The sequence below is a fragment of the Tissierella sp. P1 genome, from assembly GCF_002266425.1.
In the GTDB taxonomy this organism is placed as follows: Bacteria; Bacillota; Clostridia; order Tissierellales; family Tissierellaceae; genus Tissierella; species Tissierella carlieri.
This window is the reverse complement of the sequence record NZ_NPMN01000018.1, coordinates 1-13,006: the sequence shown is the minus strand read 5'-3', so window position 1 is coordinate 13,006 and position 13,006 is coordinate 1. Positions and strand designations below refer to the sequence as shown.

Genomic DNA, 13,006 nt, shown 5'->3' with positions numbered 1-13,006 from the left:
CACCTCCTATTAAACTCTTCTACGTTTTGGTGGTCTACATCCATTATGAGGAATAGGAGTAACATCCTTAATCATATTTACTTCTAATCCTGTTGCTTGTAATGACCTAATTGCGGCTTCTCTTCCTGAACCAGGTCCCTTAACGTATACTTCTACACTCTTTAATCCATGTTCCATAGCTTTTTTAGCTGCTTCTTCAGCTGCTTGTTGTGCTGCGAAAGGAGTAGATTTTCTTGAACCTCTAAAACCTAATTGTCCTGCACTAGCCCATGACAATACATTACCTTGTAAATCTGTTAGGGTAACCATAGTATTGTTGAATGTTGATGAGATATGTGCTTGACCTCTCTCTATATTCTTACGTTCTCTTCTTCTAACACGAGTTACTTTGCCTTTTTTAGCTGCCACTTAATTTCCCTCCTTTACCTACTTCTTCTTAGATACCAATCTCTTTGGACCTTTTCTTGTTCTAGCATTGGTCTTAGTTCTTTGACCTCTCACTGGAAGACCTCTTCTATGTCTAATTCCTCTATAACAGTTGATTTCTCTAAGTCTCTTTATGTTTAAAGCTATCTCTCTTCGAAGATCACCTTCTACATGATAACCATCTATAACAGCTCTAAGGCTTGCTACTTCAGATTCTGTTAGGTCCTTTACTCTAGTGTTTGGATTAACACCAGCTTTTGTTAATATTTCATTTGCTCTTGGTCTACCAATACCAAATATATATGTTAAACCAACTTCAACTCTCTTATCTCTTGGTAAGTCAACACCTGCTATTCTTGCCATTAATGTTTACACCTCCTAAAATAAATACATTCACAAAAGCAGCCGCGTTATATAATTAACCTTGTTTTTGTTTATGTCTTGGATTTTCACAAATAACCATGACTTTGCCGTGTCTTTTGATTATTTTGCATTTTTCACATATCTTCTTAACTGATGGTCTTACTTTCATTTAAATCCCTCCTATGCTACTTGTTTCGCCAGGTTATTCTGCCTCTAGTCAAATCATAGGGTGACAGTTCAACTGTTACCTTATCTCCAGGAAGTATCCTTATATAATTCATTCTCAATTTTCCAGAAATATGGGCTAATATTTCATGACCATTTTCTAGTTTTACTTTAAAAATAGCATTAGGTAAAGCATCTACTACCATACCTTCAACTTCAATAACATCAGATTTAGACATTAGGTTTTCGAACCTCCTGTTCAAACAAATTTAGAAACTCTTATTGAAAGGTTCTAATAATTTTCTAATATACGCATTGTTTATTTTGATCTTATTATCCAGTTTGTACCTTAGTTCAGGTAAAACTGTATTATAAACAATCAAATGTTTCAACTTTTTCTGTTTTGGATTATCAAGTTTTCTTAAAGATCCATCTACAATCAGTACACTCTGATTATCTATGATATCTAATACTAAAAAAACTTTTCCTTTATCCCTTCCAGCTCTCGACTTAACCACCTGACCGACGGCTATGTCGTCAATTAAATCCATTATAAATTCACCTCTTTATAATAGCTTATTAAACCGCTGGTTCCTTTGGAGAAAGGCAATGCCTTTCTCATTATTTGTCTCCTAAAGCTTTTACTATAGTTTCAAAGACTTCGTCTATTGGTCTAGTTCCATCTACATTGAGTATTATCCCTTTTTCTTTATAATAATCAATTAATGGTTGTGTCTGATTAAGATACACTTCTATTCTAGTAGCTACTGTTTCCTCAATATCATCATCTCTTTGAAATAATTCTCCGTTATCTATATCACATAGATTTTCAACCTTAGGTGGGTTAAATTTTATATGATAAGAGGAACCACATGTTTTGCAAATTCTTCTACCAATAGCCCTTTCAATTAAAATTTCCTTGTCTGCATCAATATTAACAACTTTATCAAGTTTTATACCCATTTTTGTAAGTTCCTTGTCTAAAGCTTCTGCTTGATTTATAGTTCTTGGAAATCCATCTAAAAGAAAGCCTTGGACGCAATCTTCTTTAGTCAATCTATCTTGTACAATTGAAACCACAAGTTCATCAGGTACTAAAAGGCCTTTATCCATATATTCTTTGGCCTTTTTGCCTAATTCAGTTCCTTCTTTAATGTTCGACCTGAATATATCTCCTGTTGAAATATGTGGTATATTATATTCTTTAACTATAGCTGATGCTTGAGTACCTTTACCTACACCAGGTGGTCCTAATAAGATTAGTCTCACAATAATCATCTCCTATAGTTTAGTTTAAAAATCCTTTATAGTGTCTCATTAGCATTTGTGCTTCTATTTGTTTAACAGTCTCTAATGCAACACCTACTACTATTATTATACTCGTTCCACCAAAATTAACATTCATACCAAATATCTTAGATAAAATAATTGGTAAAGATGCTAAAACTGCTAAAGCTAATCCACCAACAAAAGTAATTCTAGTTACAACTTTGTTTAAATGCTCTGATGTTGGTCTTCCCGGTCTTATTCCTGGAATAAAACCTCCGTTTTGTTGTAAATTCTTTGCATATTCCACAGTATTAAATTGAATAGCTGTATAAAAATACGTAAAGAACATAATCAACGCAATATTTAATATTGAATATATCCAAATACCAATATTTCCTTGTGGTGTTAACCATTTAGTTATCCATGTTGAAGGAGCACCCTTAGTAAATAATGCTATTGTCTGTGGAAACGCAAGTAAAGATGATGCAAATATTACTGGCATTACTCCAGCCATTGACACCTTTACAGGTATATGCGTGGATTGACCACCATACATCTTTCTTCCAACTACTCTCTTAGCATATTGAACTGGAATTCTTCTTTCTCCTTCTTGTAAAGCAACTACAAAAGCAATGATAACTAAAAATACTACACCAAAAATAAGTGTTTTAATTATACTTAATTCACCTATTCTTACTAGGTTAAATGTATTCATTAAATCTTTAGGTAATCTAGATATAATACCTATAAATATTATAAGGGATATTCCATTTCCAATACCCTTTTCAGTTATCATATCTCCTATCCACATTAAAAATGCAGTACCAGCTACCATAGTAATTATAACTATTATATTTTGTAAAGAATTAGTAGTTTGTAATGCCGTGCTAAATAATCCGAAAGTATATCCTATTGCTTGAATTAATGCTAATCCTATAGCTGTATATCTAGTATACTTTGTTATTTTCTTTTTACCTTCTTCTCCTTCTTTAGCTAATTCCTCTAATCTAGGGATTGCTATAGTAAGAAGTTGAATTACAATTGACGCTGTAATATATGGATAAATATTCGTAGCAAATATGCTAAAATTACTTAAGGTTCCACCACCCATTAAATCAAGAAATTGTAATATTCCACCTTGAGATTGTTGGAATATACTTCCGATTATGTCCTTATTCATATACGGCACTGGTATACTAGAACCTAATCTAAAAACTAGTAGCATTAATAATGTGAATATAATTTTCTTTCTAATCTCAGGTATTCTCCAGGCATTCCTTAAGGTTGAAAGCATTTATATCACCTCTACCTTTCCTCCTGCAGCCTCAATCTTCTCAGCGGCAGTTTTACTAAATTTTTGTGCCTGAACAGTAAGCTTGATGCTAATCTCTCCGTCTCCAAGTATCTTAACTCCATCCTTAGCCTTTCCTCTTTTAACTATTCCTTCGTTAAATAAAAGCTCTGGGGTAACAACTGTGTTTTCTGGAAATCTATTTAGTTCTTCAATATTTACTGTGGCATATTCTTTAGCAAATATATTAGTAAAGCCACGCTTTGGAATTCTTCTAAATAATGGCATTTGGCCACCTTCAAATCCTGGTCTAACTCCACCACCTGATCTTGCATTTTGACCTTTATGACCCTTACCAGATGTTTTACCAAGACCAGAACCGATACCTCTACCTAGTCTTTTCTTAGGTTTGCTTCCTCCGCCAGCATTTGGTCTTAAATCATTTAGTTTCATAGTTACACCTCCTTAAATCTAATCTAGTACTTCAACCATGTAGTTTACTTGATGTATCATACCTCTAATTTGAGGGGTATCATTCTTTTCCACTACTTGACCAATCTTTTTAAATCCAAGAGCCTCTATTGTTTTCTTATGAGTCTCTGGTTTGCCAATAGGGCTTTTAACTAACTTAATTTTGATCATAGCCATTCTAAAATCCCCCCTAGCCTAATATTTCTTCTACAGTTTTTCCTCTTAATTTTGCAACATCTTCTGCTCTCTTAAGTCCTCTTAGAGCTTCTATTGTAGCATTAACAACATTTCTCGGATTGTTTGTTCCTAAACATTTTGTTCTTATATCTCTTATACCAGCTAATTCACATACAGCACGAACTGCTCCACCAGCAATAACTCCTGTACCTTCTTTAGATGGCTTTAATAATACTCTTCCTGCACCAAATTCTCCAATAACTTCATGTGGTATTGTAGTTCCAACAAGAGGAACTGATACTATATGTTTTTTAGCATCTTGGATAGCTTTTCTAATAGCCTCTGGTACTTCTAATGCCTTAGCCATTCCTACTCCAACATTACCGTTCTCATCACCTACTACAACTAAAGCACTGAATCTAAAGTTTCTACCACCTTTTACAACTTTAGTAACACGGTTGATGCTAACAACTCTTTCTTTTAATTCTAATTCACTTCCATCTTTATATGAGCGTTCCATTAATTCCCCTCCTTCTATTAGAACTTAAGTCCAGCTTCTCTTGCTGATTCAGCAAGTTCCTTTATTCTTCCGTGATAAATATATCCACCTCTATCAAACACTACTTCCTCGATTCCTTTTTCTATTGCTTTTTTAGCAATAGTTTCTCCAACATATTTAGCAGCTTCTTTGTTACTTGTAGAAGTAGGTTTGCAGATTTATCTAATGTGGAAGCTGAAACTAATGTATGGCCTGCTAAGTCATCAATTATTTGAGCATATATATGGTTTCCACTCCTATAGATATTAAGTCTTGGTCTAGCAGGAGTCCCATTGATTTTTTTTCTTACTCTTAAATGTCTTGCTTTTCTATTTTCATTTTTATTTATCTTTTTTAGCAATGTTTTTCACTCCCTTCTACTTACCAGTCTTACCAACCTTACGTCTTATTATCTCACCTGCATATTTAATTCCTTTACCTTTATAAGGCTCTGGCTTTCTGAATGCTCTTATATTTGCTGCATAGTTACCTACTTGTTGTTTATCGATACCTTTAACAACGATTTTATTTGCTGCAGGTACTTCTACTTCAATTCCTTTAGGGTCTTCTAGTTCTACTGGATGTGAGTATCCTAATGTTAGCACTAGTTTATTTCCTTGTTTTGCAGCTCTATATCCAGTACCTTCAATTTCTAAAGTTTTTGAGTATCCTTCAGTAACTCCTACTATCATGTTTGAAATTAAAGTTCTTGATAAACCATGTAAAGATCTATGTTTTTTATTTTCAGTTGGTCTAGCTACTGTTAGCACACCATCTTCTATCTTTATTTCCATATCTGGACTAATCTTCTCTGATAATTGTCCTTTAGGACCCTTTACTTCAATTAAGTTGTCATCATTTATTTTAATCTCCACGCCACTTGGGATGTTAATTGGTTTTAACCCTATTCTTGACATGAGTGCACCTCCTTCATGTAATTTAGCTATTTATTACCATACATAACAAATAACTTCTCCGCCTACGCCTTCTTTTCTAGCAACCTTATCTGTCATAATACCACTAGAAGTGGATAGTATTGCTATCCCAAGACCACCTAATACTCTTGGAACTTCATCAGATTTTACATATACTCTAAGACCTGGCTTTGAAATTCTCTTAATTCCAGATATAACTTTTTCATTATGTTTACCATATTTTAAATCTACTCTTATAATCCCTTGTTTCCCATCATCTATTACATCATAGCCTTTTATAAATCCTTCATCTAATAGGATTTGAGCTAATTGTTTTTTTATGTTTGAAGCAGGAATATCAACAGAATCATGCTTCGCATTGTTCCCATTTCTTATTCTCGTTAACATATCTGCGATTGGGTCTGTCATCATAATTTAGCTACCTCCTTTCATAAGCTTGTTGTTACCAGCTTGCTTTTCTAACTCCAGGTATTTGACCTTTATACGCTAATTCTCTAAAACAAATACGGCATACTCCATATTTTCTTAAATAAGCATGAGGTCTTCCACATATTTTACATCTGTTATATTCTCTAGTGCTGAACTTTTGCTTTCTTTGTTGTTTAACAACCATAGATTTCTTTGCCAAAAAAAATTCCCTCCTTCTTTACTTTTTAAAGGGCATACCCATTAGTGCTAAGAACTCTTTTGCCTCTTCATCAGTTTTTGCTGTAGTTACGATTATAATATCTAATCCTCTAATAGCTTCAACTTTATCATATTCAATTTCAGGGAATATCAACTGTTCTTTAATTCCTAATGCATAGTTTCCTCTACCATCAAAAGAAGTATCACTTACTCCTCTAAAGTCTCTAACTCTTGGTAATGCAATATTCATTAATTTATCTAAAAAGTGGTACATTCTGTCTCCTCTTAGAGTAACCTTAGTACCTACATTCATTCCTTCACGTAGCTTAAAATTCGCTATTGATTTTTTAGCTTTTGTTATAACAGGTTTTTGCCCAGCAATAATTTCTAACTCTTTTACTGCTGATTCAAGTAGTTTTGGGTTATCTCTTGCTTCTCCAATACCCATGTTGATTACTACCTTTTCAAGTTTTGGTACTTCCATTATATTTGCATATTGAAATCTTTCCATTAAAGCATTTATTACTTCATTTGCATACTTTTCTTTTAATCTGGAAGCCATTCCTATTACCTCCTCTCTACATTAGACTATTTATCTAGAACTTCTCCACATTTTTTACATACTCTTGCTTTACTACCGTCCGCTTGTAAATTATGACCAACTCTTACTCCAGTTTTATCTTTTTCACAATAATACATAACATTTGATGCATTTATTGTGCCTTCCATTTTAACTATTCCGCCTGGGGATGTAGGTCCTTGTGCTTTTTTATGTTTTGTAAGCATGTTTATGCCTTCAACTATTACTTTGTTTTCTTTAGGGAGTACTCTTAATACTTTTCCTTTTTTCCCTTTATCTTTTCCAGCAATAACAACTACTGTATCTCCACTCTTTACATGCATGCTTTACACCTCCTCCTATAGTACTTCCGGTGCCAAGGATATTATTTTCATAAAATTTCCTCTTCTAAGCTCCCTAGTAACAGGTCCGAATATACGAGTACCTATTGGGTTCTTGTCATCTTTTATAATAACAGCAGCATTGTCGTCAAATTTAATGTAAGATCCATCGTTTCTTCTAACACCATGTTTTGTTCTTACAACAACTGCTTTTACTACTTCACCTTTTTTAACAACTCCACCAGGTGTTGCTGTTTTAACAGTACAAATTACTATGTCTCCAACTCTAGCATATTTCTTATTTGTTCCACCTAATACTCTAATAACTAATACTTCTTTAGCACCTGAATTATCAGCTATTCTCATACGGCTTTCCGTTTGAATCATTCGAATACCTCCCTTCTAAGTTAAAAGGACTATTTAGCCTTTTCTACTATATTTACTACTCTCCATCTTTTATCCTTACTAAGTGGTCTGGTTTCCATTATTTTAACGATATCGCCAACTCCACACTCATTATTCTCATCATGAGCTTTAAACTTAGTGGTTTGTTTTACTTGTTTCTTGTATAAAGGATGTGTTACGAAAGTTTCAACAGCAACAACTACGGTTTTATCCATCTTGTCACTTACAACATTGCCTATTCTAACCTTACGATTTCCTCTTTCCATCTAAGATTAAACCTCCTTTCCTATACCTAATTCTCGTTCTCTAACTATTGTTTTAACACGAGCTATATCTTTTCTAACTGCTTTTATTCGTAATGGATTATCTAATTGACCAGTAGCCAATTGAAATCTTAAGTTGAATAGTTCAGCTTTTAGTTCTGATAGCTTAGTATTTAATTCTACTTCTGATAATTGGCGTACTTCCTTAATCTTCATTAGCTTCACCACCCTTTTCTTGCGTTTCCTCACGAGTAACGAATTTTGTCTTTATTGACAATTTATGTGCAGCTAGTCTCATCGCTTCTCTAGCATCTTCTTCGGATACTCCACCCATTTCAAATAAGATTCTACCTGGTTTAACTACTGCTACCCAATACTCTGGTGAACCTTTTCCAGAACCCATACGTGTTTCAGCAGGTTTTTCTGTTACTGGTTTGTCTGGGAATACTTTAATCCAAACATTACCGCCTCTTTTAACATATCTTGTCATAGCTCTTCTTGCAGCCTCTATTTGATTGGAAGTAATCCAAGTTGGCTCTAACGCTTGTAAACCAAATTCTCCATAAGTAACTGTGTTTCCACGAGTAGCCTTACCTTTCATTCTTCCTCTATGAACTCTACGATACTTTACTCTTTTAGGCATTAACATCTTATTTTCCTCCTTCCTACGGATTTATTCTATTCTTCTACAGTTTTCTCTAATTTTTCTACCTTTTTAGTAGGAAGAACTTCACCTTTATATAACCATACTTTTACTCCAAGCTTACCATAAGTAGTATCTGCTTCAGCAAATCCATAATCTATGTCAGCTCTTAGTGTTTGTAGAGGTATTGTTCCTTCACTATACCCTTCAGTTCTGGCCATATCTGCTCCACCAAGTCTTCCTGATACTGAAGTTTTAATTCCTTTTCCACCAGATCTCATAGTTCTTTGGATTGCTTGCTTCATTGCTCTTCTGAATGAAACTCTTCTTTCAAGCTGAGAAGCAATATTCTCGGCAACTAATTGAGCATCTAACTCTGGAATTTTAATTTCTTCAACATTTACAACTACAGACTTTTTAGTCATCTTCTCAATATCTAATCTTAGTTCCTCTACTCCAGAACCACCTTTACCTATAACCATCCCTGGTTTAGCTGTGAATACTGTAAGTTTGATTCTATTAGCAGCTCTTTCAATTTCAATTTTAGAAACGCCAGAGATGAATAGTTTTTTCTTAACAAATTCACGTATCTTATTGTCTTCCACTAAATATTCATTAAAAGTCTTTTTATCAGCGTACCATTTTGAATCCCAATCTTTAATTATTCCGACCCTTAAACCATGTGGGTTAACTTTTTGACCCATTAACTATCCCTCCTTTTCTAGTCTCTTTCTTTTACAGTTACTCCTATATGACTACTTCTTTTTAATATTGGATAAGCGCTACCTCTTGCTTTAGGTCTAAATCTTTTCATATGTGGGCCATCATTTGCATAGGCATCAGCTACAAAAAGATTATCTCTATCCATATTGAAGTTATTTTCAGCATTAGCAATTGCAGATGTTAAAACCTTTTCAAGAACTTTTGCACCTTTTTTAGGTGTAAATCTTAAGATTGATAAAGCTTCATCTACTTGTTTGCCTCTAATTTCTTTACATATGAAATTTACCTTTAGTGGCGAAATTCGTACATATTTGGCTATAGCTCTAGCTTCCACTATATTTCCCTCCTTCTTCTTTATCTTACACCAGATGACCTTTCGTTTTTATCAACATGAGATCTAAATGTTCTTGTTGGAACAAACTCACCTAGTTTGTGACCTACCATGTCTTCTGTAATATATATAGGAACGTGTTTTCTTCCATCATGCACAGCTATTGTATGACCAACCATTTCTGGAAATATAGTTGAACGGCGTGACCATGTTTTAATAACTTTCTTTTCATTGCTTTTATTTAAATCTTCTATTTTTTTAAGAAGATGGTCATCACAAAAGGGTCCTTTTTTAAGAGATCTACCCATGATTACTCCTCCTTTCAGATATTTACCTACTTAGTTCTTCTTCTCACAATATATTTGTCTGATTTCTTATTTTTCTTTCTAGTCTTTAATCCCATTGCAGGTTTACCCCATGGAGTCAATGGTGCAGGCATACCTATAGGTGCTCTACCTTCTCCACCGCCATGTGGATGGTCTACAGGGTTCATTGCACTACCCCTAACAGTTGGTCTGATACCCATATGTCTAGATCTACCAGCCTTACCTATTGTAATAAGTTCATGAGATATGTTTCCTACTTGACCAATTGTTGCACGGCAATTAATTCTAACTAATCTAAATTCTCCTGAAGGAAGTCTAAGTTGTGCAAAATCTCCTTCTTTTGCCATTAGTTGCGCTGATGCACCAGCTGATCTAACAAGCTGGCCACCTTTTCCAGGCTTTAATTCAACATTATGAACATTTGTACCTACTGGAATATCTTTTAATTCCAATGCGTTGCCAATTTTAATATCTGCATTTTCACCAGATTCTATTATATCTCCAACTTTTAAGTTATGAGGCGCAAGAATATATCTTTTCTCACCATCAACATAGTTTATAAGTGCTATATTAGCTGTTCTATTTGGATCATATTCAATAGCAGCGACACGACCTGGTATACCGTCTTTATCTCTTTTAAAATCTATTATTCTATATTTTCTCTTAGCTCCACCACCCCTATGGCGAATAGTGATTCTACCTTGAGAGTTTCTTCCACCACTTCTATTTAAATTAACTAATAGTGACTTTTCAGGCTCTTTTTTAGTTATTTCTTCAAATGTAGAAACTGTCATTTGTCTAAGTGCAGGGGAAGTTGCTTTAAATTTTCTAACGCTCATCGTTTTCCCTCCTTCTATGAAATTTCTATTCCATTCCTTCGAAGAATTCTATTCTCTTAGAATCTTCCGTTAATTTTACTATGGCTTTTTTCCAATCCGGTCTTTTACCTGAATGAATCCCTTGTCTCTTAATTTTACCAAGCATATTCATTGTGCTAACCTTTTCAACTTTCACGCCAAATATAGTCTCTACAGCCTTTTTAACTTCTGACTTGTTTGTTTTTTTATCAACAACAAAAGTATATTTGCCGTCTGCCATATCCTCCATACTTCTCTCAGTTATTATTGGTCTGATGATAATATCGTGTGGATTACGCATTATGCATACACCTCCTCCACTTTTCTTACTGCATCTTTAGTTATAATAAATGAATTATATTTTAATATATCATAAACATTTAATGTATTAACAAGAGCAGTTTGCACATTTGGAATGTTATTTGCTGATTTTATAACATTTTCATTTTTTTCTCCCATAACTATTAAAGCTTTCTTATCTGCATTTATTTTCGTTAAGAAATTAGCCATGTCTTTAGTTTTTGGAGCATCAAAGTTTATTTCATCTATTACAATTATTTCATTGCTTAAAACCTTTGAAGTCAATGCGGATTTCATTGCAAGTCTTCTAACTTTCTTAGGTACACTATAGCTGTAGTCTCTTGGTTTTGGTGCAAATGTAACTCCACCACCTGAGAAATGTGGCGCCCTAATGCTTCCTTGACGAGCTCTACCTGTACCCTTTTGTCTCCAAGGTTTTCTTCCACCGCCTCTTACTTCTGCTCTAGTTTTAGCAGATTGTGTTCCTTGTCTTTTATTAGCAAGTTGATTTTTTACAACCTCATAAACTACATGTTGGTTTACTTCAATACCAAATATATTCTCATCTAATTCAATTTCTCCTACTTGTTCTCCTAACATGTTGTAAACATTTACCTTAGGCATTTTGCATCCTCCTTTCCGCCTTAATTATTACTTTTTAACCGTTTCTTTTATAGTTACTATCCCTTTCTTAGGTCCAGGAACTGAGCCTTTTATAAGGATTAGATTCTTATCAGCATCTATTCTAACTACTTCAAGGTTTTGTACAGTTACTCTTTCATTTCCCATTCTACCCATCATTCTGTGACCCTTAAACACTCTTCCTGGGTAAGTACCTGCAGACATACCACCTGGTGCCCTATGGAACTTAGAACCATGTGATTCTCTACCTCTACCAAATCCATGTCTCTTTATAACGCCTTGCGTTCCTTTACCTTTTGAAATACCAATAACATCAATTAAGTCACCTTCTGCAAATACATCTGCCTTTATTTCTTGGCCTATTTCATATGCATCTGGATTCTCTACTTTAAATTCTTTTAAATATTTCTTATATGTTACATTACCTTTATTAAAGTGACCTTTTTTAGGTTTATTAATTTTTTGTTCCTTTATATCTTGGAATCCAACTTGGATTGCATTATATCCATCTGTTTCAACAGTTTTCTTTTGAACTACAACTAATGGACCAGCTTCAATAACTGTTACAGGAACTACAGATCCATCTTCTTTGAAAATTTGAGTCATCCCAATTTTTCTTCCTATCATGTTTTTCATCACTACACCTCCTATTATATTACAGCGGATTACCATAGGTAATCATATAAATATCTTATGATCTAATCTCAATATCTACTCCAGCAGGTAAATTCAACTTCATAAGTGAATCCACAGTCTTTTGATTTGGATTTAAGATATCGATTAGTCTCTTATGAGTTCTTTGTTCGAACTGCTCTCTAGAATCTTTATACTTATGAACTGCTCTTAATATTGTGATTATTTCTTTTTCTGTTGGTAGTGGTACTGGACCTGACACAGTAGCACCTGTTCTCTTAGCAGTTTCAACTATTCTTTGAGCTGATGCATCTAGAAGTTCATGATCATAAGCCTTTAACCTAATTCTTATTTTTTGTTTACCATTGTTTGACATTTAATTCCCTCCTTTTATCGCATGCTGTTTTTTACATGCGACTTGGCGTTGCCGATACACACCTCCGGGTGTGTTGTTATTTTTTTTAAACAAATAACTGCAACTCCAGTCGCCCGATTTCAAATCGGACATTCTCAGCAAAAATTCCCTGTTTTCAACAGCCACCTTTTGCATCATCGCAATGTCTAAAATTGAACACTACTACATTTTATAATAAACTCAATAAAAACTCAAGCTTTTTTTTAAATTAAACTTAAGTTTTTTTAAGTTTTTTTATACATCTTTAGATATTTAGCAGGGGCCCATAAAATCTTGGGTCCCTGCTTATATTTTAAACTTAAAAAA

General features: G+C 34.0%; 27 protein-coding genes and 1 pseudogene. All 28 read right to left on the bottom strand.

All coding sequences use genetic code 11. The annotated features are described in order from the left end of the window. Positions 1-9 precede the first annotated feature (9 nt). The gene (gene rpsK / locus CIW83_RS13315) at positions 10-408 is read right to left on the bottom strand and encodes a 30S ribosomal protein S11 (protein ID WP_094901957.1); all 399 of its coding nucleotides are present in this window, start codon (positions 406-408) and stop codon (positions 10-12) included. An 18-nt stretch (positions 409-426) separates the two neighbouring features. Continuing rightward, on the bottom strand, positions 427-789 hold the full coding sequence (rpsM, locus tag CIW83_RS13310) for a 30S ribosomal protein S13 (RefSeq protein WP_094901955.1): 363 nt from the start codon (positions 787-789) through the stop codon (positions 427-429). Between the two features lie 55 nt (positions 790-844). After that, positions 845-958 (bottom strand): 50S ribosomal protein L36, encoded by a 114-nt coding sequence (rpmJ, locus tag CIW83_RS13305; RefSeq protein ID WP_072976919.1) that lies wholly within the window; start codon positions 956-958, stop codon positions 845-847. Positions 959-974: 16 nt separating this feature from the next. Continuing rightward, positions 975-1,193 (bottom strand): translation initiation factor IF-1, encoded by a 219-nt coding sequence (infA, locus tag CIW83_RS13300; RefSeq protein WP_094901953.1) that lies wholly within the window; start codon positions 1,191-1,193, stop codon positions 975-977. A 30-nt stretch (positions 1,194-1,223) separates the two neighbouring features. Next, a complete protein-coding gene (locus tag CIW83_RS13295; protein WP_201259878.1) occupies positions 1,224-1,505 on the bottom strand; it encodes a KOW domain-containing RNA-binding protein in 282 nt (93 codons plus the stop codon). Between the two features lie 70 nt (positions 1,506-1,575). Further along, on the bottom strand, positions 1,576-2,223 hold the full coding sequence (locus tag CIW83_RS13290) for an adenylate kinase (RefSeq protein WP_094901951.1): 648 nt from the start codon (positions 2,221-2,223) through the stop codon (positions 1,576-1,578). A 19-nt stretch (positions 2,224-2,242) separates the two neighbouring features. Then, positions 2,243-3,517, bottom strand: a complete 1,275-nt coding sequence (gene secY / locus CIW83_RS13285) for a preprotein translocase subunit SecY (protein WP_094901949.1) — start codon at positions 3,515-3,517, stop codon at positions 2,243-2,245. Then, on the bottom strand, positions 3,518-3,967 hold the full coding sequence (gene rplO / locus CIW83_RS13280) for a 50S ribosomal protein L15 (protein WP_094901947.1): 450 nt from the start codon (positions 3,965-3,967) through the stop codon (positions 3,518-3,520). 18 nt (positions 3,968-3,985) lie between these two features. After that, a complete protein-coding gene (gene rpmD, locus CIW83_RS13275) occupies positions 3,986-4,162 on the bottom strand; it encodes a 50S ribosomal protein L30 (protein ID WP_094901945.1) in 177 nt (58 codons plus the stop codon). Between the two features lie 13 nt (positions 4,163-4,175). Then, positions 4,176-4,682 carry a 30S ribosomal protein S5 gene (gene rpsE / locus CIW83_RS13270; RefSeq protein WP_094901943.1) on the bottom strand — a complete coding sequence of 169 codons (507 nt, stop codon included), beginning with the start codon at positions 4,680-4,682 and terminating at the stop codon, positions 4,176-4,178. Between the two features lie 17 nt (positions 4,683-4,699). After that, positions 4,700-5,061 (bottom strand): annotated as a pseudogene (gene rplR / locus CIW83_RS13265) (50S ribosomal protein L18). Positions 5,062-5,077: 16 nt separating this feature from the next. Continuing rightward, on the bottom strand, positions 5,078-5,617 hold the full coding sequence (rplF, locus tag CIW83_RS13260) for a 50S ribosomal protein L6 (RefSeq protein WP_094901941.1): 540 nt from the start codon (positions 5,615-5,617) through the stop codon (positions 5,078-5,080). 33 nt (positions 5,618-5,650) lie between these two features. Then, positions 5,651-6,046 (bottom strand): 30S ribosomal protein S8, encoded by a 396-nt coding sequence (gene rpsH / locus CIW83_RS13255; protein WP_094901939.1) that lies wholly within the window; start codon positions 6,044-6,046, stop codon positions 5,651-5,653. Between the two features lie 31 nt (positions 6,047-6,077). Then, positions 6,078-6,263: a type Z 30S ribosomal protein S14 gene (locus CIW83_RS13250; RefSeq protein WP_094901937.1), complete on the bottom strand. Its 186-nt coding sequence runs from the start codon at positions 6,261-6,263 to the stop codon at positions 6,078-6,080. A gap of 18 nt (positions 6,264-6,281) precedes the next feature. Next, positions 6,282-6,824 (bottom strand): 50S ribosomal protein L5, encoded by a 543-nt coding sequence (gene rplE, locus CIW83_RS13245; RefSeq protein WP_094901935.1) that lies wholly within the window; start codon positions 6,822-6,824, stop codon positions 6,282-6,284. A gap of 26 nt (positions 6,825-6,850) precedes the next feature. After that, positions 6,851-7,165 carry a 50S ribosomal protein L24 gene (rplX, locus tag CIW83_RS13240; protein ID WP_094901933.1) on the bottom strand — a complete coding sequence of 105 codons (315 nt, stop codon included), beginning with the start codon at positions 7,163-7,165 and terminating at the stop codon, positions 6,851-6,853. Between the two features lie 15 nt (positions 7,166-7,180). Next, the gene (gene rplN, locus CIW83_RS13235; protein WP_094901931.1) at positions 7,181-7,549 is read right to left on the bottom strand and encodes a 50S ribosomal protein L14; all 369 of its coding nucleotides are present in this window, start codon (positions 7,547-7,549) and stop codon (positions 7,181-7,183) included. Positions 7,550-7,578: 29 nt separating this feature from the next. Further along, entirely contained in the window at positions 7,579-7,833 is a 255-nt protein-coding gene (gene rpsQ / locus CIW83_RS13230) for a 30S ribosomal protein S17 (RefSeq protein ID WP_094901929.1), read from the bottom strand. Positions 7,834-7,839: 6 nt separating this feature from the next. Further along, positions 7,840-8,046: a 50S ribosomal protein L29 gene (gene rpmC / locus CIW83_RS13225; protein ID WP_094901927.1), complete on the bottom strand. Its 207-nt coding sequence runs from the start codon at positions 8,044-8,046 to the stop codon at positions 7,840-7,842. Next, complete coding sequence (gene rplP / locus CIW83_RS13220) at positions 8,036-8,479, bottom strand: 50S ribosomal protein L16 (protein WP_094901925.1); 444 nt, start codon at positions 8,477-8,479, stop codon at positions 8,036-8,038. Before rplP ends, rpmC begins: the two co-directional genes overlap by 11 nt. Positions 8,480-8,508: 29 nt before the next feature. After that, positions 8,509-9,177, bottom strand: coding sequence for a 30S ribosomal protein S3 (gene rpsC, locus CIW83_RS13215; protein WP_094901923.1), 669 nt, complete (start codon positions 9,175-9,177; stop codon positions 8,509-8,511). Positions 9,178-9,194: 17 nt separating this feature from the next. Next, positions 9,195-9,530, bottom strand: a complete 336-nt coding sequence (gene rplV / locus CIW83_RS13210) for a 50S ribosomal protein L22 (protein WP_094901921.1) — start codon at positions 9,528-9,530, stop codon at positions 9,195-9,197. Between the two features lie 20 nt (positions 9,531-9,550). Continuing rightward, complete coding sequence (gene rpsS / locus CIW83_RS13205; protein WP_094901919.1) at positions 9,551-9,835, bottom strand: 30S ribosomal protein S19; 285 nt, start codon at positions 9,833-9,835, stop codon at positions 9,551-9,553. 26 nt (positions 9,836-9,861) lie between these two features. Further along, complete coding sequence (gene rplB, locus CIW83_RS13200) at positions 9,862-10,692, bottom strand: 50S ribosomal protein L2 (RefSeq protein WP_094901917.1); 831 nt, start codon at positions 10,690-10,692, stop codon at positions 9,862-9,864. Between the two features lie 25 nt (positions 10,693-10,717). After that, positions 10,718-11,011 (bottom strand): 50S ribosomal protein L23, encoded by a 294-nt coding sequence (rplW, locus tag CIW83_RS13195; RefSeq protein ID WP_094901915.1) that lies wholly within the window; start codon positions 11,009-11,011, stop codon positions 10,718-10,720. Then, complete coding sequence (rplD, locus tag CIW83_RS13190; RefSeq protein WP_094901913.1) at positions 11,011-11,634, bottom strand: 50S ribosomal protein L4; 624 nt, start codon at positions 11,632-11,634, stop codon at positions 11,011-11,013. Before rplD ends, rplW begins: the two co-directional genes overlap by 1 nt. A 27-nt stretch (positions 11,635-11,661) precedes the next feature. After that, positions 11,662-12,288, bottom strand: coding sequence for a 50S ribosomal protein L3 (gene rplC / locus CIW83_RS13185; protein ID WP_094901911.1), 627 nt, complete (start codon positions 12,286-12,288; stop codon positions 11,662-11,664). 55 nt (positions 12,289-12,343) lie between these two features. Continuing rightward, entirely contained in the window at positions 12,344-12,661 is a 318-nt protein-coding gene (rpsJ, locus tag CIW83_RS13180; protein WP_072976851.1) for a 30S ribosomal protein S10, read from the bottom strand. Between the last annotated feature and the right edge of the window lie 345 nt (positions 12,662-13,006).

Bases quoted from the DNA above. Each gene is read 5' to 3' on its own strand.
- rplB (WP_094901917.1), bottom strand. From the start codon at position 10,692: ATGAGCGTTAGAAAATTTAAAGCAACTTCCCCTGCACTTAGACAAATG.
- rplD (WP_094901913.1), bottom strand. From the start codon at position 11,634: ATGCCTAAGGTAAATGTTTACAACATGTTAGGAGAACAAGTAGGAGAA.
- rpsM (WP_094901955.1), bottom strand. From the start codon at position 789: ATGGCAAGAATAGCAGGTGTTGACTTACCAAGAGATAAGAGAGTTGAA.
- rpsC (WP_094901923.1), bottom strand. From the start codon at position 9,177: ATGGGTCAAAAAGTTAACCCACATGGTTTAAGGGTCGGAATAATTAAA.
- rplN (WP_094901931.1), bottom strand. From the start codon at position 7,549: ATGATTCAAACGGAAAGCCGTATGAGAATAGCTGATAATTCAGGTGCT.
- rpsE (WP_094901943.1), bottom strand. From the start codon at position 4,682: ATGGAACGCTCATATAAAGATGGAAGTGAATTAGAATTAAAAGAAAGA.
- rplC (WP_094901911.1), bottom strand. From the start codon at position 12,288: ATGAAAAACATGATAGGAAGAAAAATTGGGATGACTCAAATTTTCAAA.
- rpsQ (WP_094901929.1), bottom strand. From the start codon at position 7,833: ATGGAAAGAGGAAATCGTAAGGTTAGAATAGGCAATGTTGTAAGTGAC.
- rplF (WP_094901941.1), bottom strand. From the start codon at position 5,617: ATGTCAAGAATAGGGTTAAAACCAATTAACATCCCAAGTGGCGTGGAG.
- rpmD (WP_094901945.1), bottom strand. From the start codon at position 4,162: ATGGCTATGATCAAAATTAAGTTAGTTAAAAGCCCTATTGGCAAACCA.
- rplX (WP_094901933.1), bottom strand. From the start codon at position 7,165: ATGCATGTAAAGAGTGGAGATACAGTAGTTGTTATTGCTGGAAAAGAT.
- secY (WP_094901949.1), bottom strand. From the start codon at position 3,517: ATGCTTTCAACCTTAAGGAATGCCTGGAGAATACCTGAGATTAGAAAG.
- infA (WP_094901953.1), bottom strand. From the start codon at position 1,193: ATGTCTAAATCTGATGTTATTGAAGTTGAAGGTATGGTAGTAGATGCT.
- rplW (WP_094901915.1), bottom strand. From the start codon at position 11,011: ATGCGTAATCCACACGATATTATCATCAGACCAATAATAACTGAGAGA.
- rpsH (WP_094901939.1), bottom strand. From the start codon at position 6,046: ATGATGACAGACCCAATCGCAGATATGTTAACGAGAATAAGAAATGGG.
- rpsJ (WP_072976851.1), bottom strand. From the start codon at position 12,661: ATGTCAAACAATGGTAAACAAAAAATAAGAATTAGGTTAAAGGCTTAT.
- rplP (WP_094901925.1), bottom strand. From the start codon at position 8,479: ATGTTAATGCCTAAAAGAGTAAAGTATCGTAGAGTTCATAGAGGAAGA.
- rplO (WP_094901947.1), bottom strand. From the start codon at position 3,967: ATGAAACTAAATGATTTAAGACCAAATGCTGGCGGAGGAAGCAAACCT.
- rpsS (WP_094901919.1), bottom strand. From the start codon at position 9,835: ATGGGTAGATCTCTTAAAAAAGGACCCTTTTGTGATGACCATCTTCTT.
- rpmJ (WP_072976919.1), bottom strand. From the start codon at position 958: ATGAAAGTAAGACCATCAGTTAAGAAGATATGTGAAAAATGCAAAATA.
- rpmC (WP_094901927.1), bottom strand. From the start codon at position 8,046: ATGAAGATTAAGGAAGTACGCCAATTATCAGAAGTAGAATTAAATACT.
- rplE (WP_094901935.1), bottom strand. From the start codon at position 6,824: ATGGCTTCCAGATTAAAAGAAAAGTATGCAAATGAAGTAATAAATGCT.
- CIW83_RS13295 (WP_201259878.1), bottom strand. From the start codon at position 1,505: ATGGATTTAATTGACGACATAGCCGTCGGTCAGGTGGTTAAGTCGAGA.